This is a genomic window from Frigoribacterium sp. MEB024 (assembly GCF_000878135.1).
In the GTDB taxonomy this organism is placed as follows: Bacteria; Actinomycetota; Actinomycetes; order Actinomycetales; family Microbacteriaceae; genus Frigoribacterium.
Window position 1 is genome coordinate 1 of sequence record NZ_JXQZ01000118.1, and the last position, 1,868, is coordinate 1,868.

At 69.5% G+C, this 1,868-nt stretch carries 2 protein-coding genes; both read left to right on the forward strand.

Annotation, left to right across the window (positions count from 1 at the left end):
• The first annotated feature begins 87 nt into the window (after window positions 1-87).
• Entirely contained in the window at window positions 88-534 is a 447-nt protein-coding gene (locus SZ60_RS15400; protein ID WP_052505459.1) for a flagellar hook assembly protein FlgD, read from the forward strand.
• A gap of 140 nt (window positions 535-674) precedes the next feature.
• Window positions 675-1,844: a flagellar hook protein FlgE gene (locus SZ60_RS15405; RefSeq protein WP_043597522.1), complete on the forward strand. Its 1,170-nt coding sequence runs from the start codon at window positions 675-677 to the stop codon at window positions 1,842-1,844.
• Window positions 1,845-1,868: the final 24 nt, after the last annotated feature.

A 1,868-nucleotide genomic window follows, 5' to 3' on the forward strand; every position in this document is an offset into this window, starting at 1 on the left:
TTCGACGCGACGGGCGCGGTCGACCGTGCCCGCGCCTCCTCGTCCCTCTCGACGTCCCTCGACGTCCTGGCCTGAACCGGAGACCCCATGCCCTCGATCGACCAGATATCGGGAACCGTCGACGTCGCGACCCAGATCGCCGCCGCCAACGCCGCGAAGAGCGGCTCGAGCCGTGCGACGGCGAACACGATGGACAGCGAGATGTTCATGAAGCTGCTCGTCACGCAGCTGAAGAACCAGGACCCGTCGACCCCGATGGACACCAACGCCATGATGTCGCAGACCACGCAGCTGGCGATGATGGAGCAGGTCACCGCGCAGACGACGACGGCCAACGAGAACTTCTCGCTGCAGATGCGCATCGCCGCGTCGAACCTGGTCGGCCGCGAGGTCAGCTACACGGGCCCGGACGGGGTCGAGGTCAAGGGCACCGCGACGAGCGTGTCGTTCGCCGAGGCCGTCCCCAAGGTCTCGGTCGGCGGGAAGGAGGTCGCGTTGGATCTCATCTCGGGCATCGCCACCACGAAGGCGTGACACGCGTCCCCGACGCGCACCCCGCAGCACCACCCGCACGACCCGCACGACCCCTCGAACCGCACCGGGAGCAGGACGCGACCGGCACCACCCGCGCAGGACGCGCCTCCAGATCTCTCCCCAGCTGAAAGGCAGCACCCATGCTCCGCTCCCTCTACTCCGGCATCTCGGGCCTCCGCTCGCACCAGACGATGCTCGACGTCACCGGCAACAACATCGCCAACGTCAACACCGCCGGCTTCAAGTCGTCGACCACCCAGTTCCAGGACACGCTGTCGCAGATCACGCAGGGCGCCGGCGGCCCGCAGACCGGCATCGGCGGCACGAACCCCGCGCAGATCGGCCTCGGCGTGCAGGTCGCCGGCATCTCGACGAACTTCGCGCAGGGGTCGGCGCAGGCCACCGGCAAGGCCACCGACCTGATGATCTCGGGCGACGGCTTCTTCGTGACCCGCCTCGGCAACGACACCGTCTACACCCGCTCGGGTGCGTTCGACTTCGACGCCGACGGTCGTCTCGTGTCGTCCGACGGCAAGATCGTGCAGGGCTACTCGGCGACGAACGGCGTCATCAACGACGGAGGCGCGCTCGGCGACATCACGCTGCCCCTGAACGCGGCGGCCCCGGCCACGGCGACCTCGAGCGCCACGGTCGGCGGCAACCTGCCGAGCGAGTCGGCGGTCGGCGACAAGATCGTCCGCGACACCAAGGTGTTCGACGCCAACGGCCTCGAGCGCACCCTGACGCTCACCTTCACCCGTACGACGACCGGCTGGGACGCCTCCGCGACCGACGGCAACGGCGGCGCCACCGCCTCCATGGCCTTCACCGACGGCAAGCAGACCGGTGCCGCGTCGCTGCGGCTCAACGGCGTCACCGTCGACCTGTCGGGCATCACCGGCTTCGCGGCGCTCAACACCACGTCCATCACCGAGCAGAACGGCCGCGCGGCCGGCACGCTGCAGGGCTTCTCGCTGTCGAAGGACGGCACGCTGATGGGCCAGTTCAGCAACGGTTCGACGGTCGGCCTCGGTCGCGTCGTGCTCGCGACCTTCACGAACCCCGGCGGCCTCGAGAAGGAGGGCAACTCGGGCTACCGCGCGACGGCCAACTCGGGTGCCGCGACGGTCGGCGCCCCCGGTTCGCCCGGCGTCGGTTCGCTGGCCAGCGGCTCGCTCGAGATGTCGAACGTCGACCTCTCGCAGGAGTTCACCAACCTGATCGTCGCCCAGCGCGGCTTCCAGGCCAACGCCCGCATCATCACCACCTCGGACGAGGTGCTGCAGGAGCTCACCAACCTCAAGCGCTAGTCGGCTGCTGCGGCGGCTGCTGCG

Coding starts and splice junctions, on each gene's coding strand:
- SZ60_RS15400 (WP_052505459.1), top strand. CDS start 88: ATGCCCTCGATCGACCAGATATCGGGAACCGTCGACGTCGCGACCCAG.
- SZ60_RS15405 (WP_043597522.1), top strand. CDS start 675: ATGCTCCGCTCCCTCTACTCCGGCATCTCGGGCCTCCGCTCGCACCAG.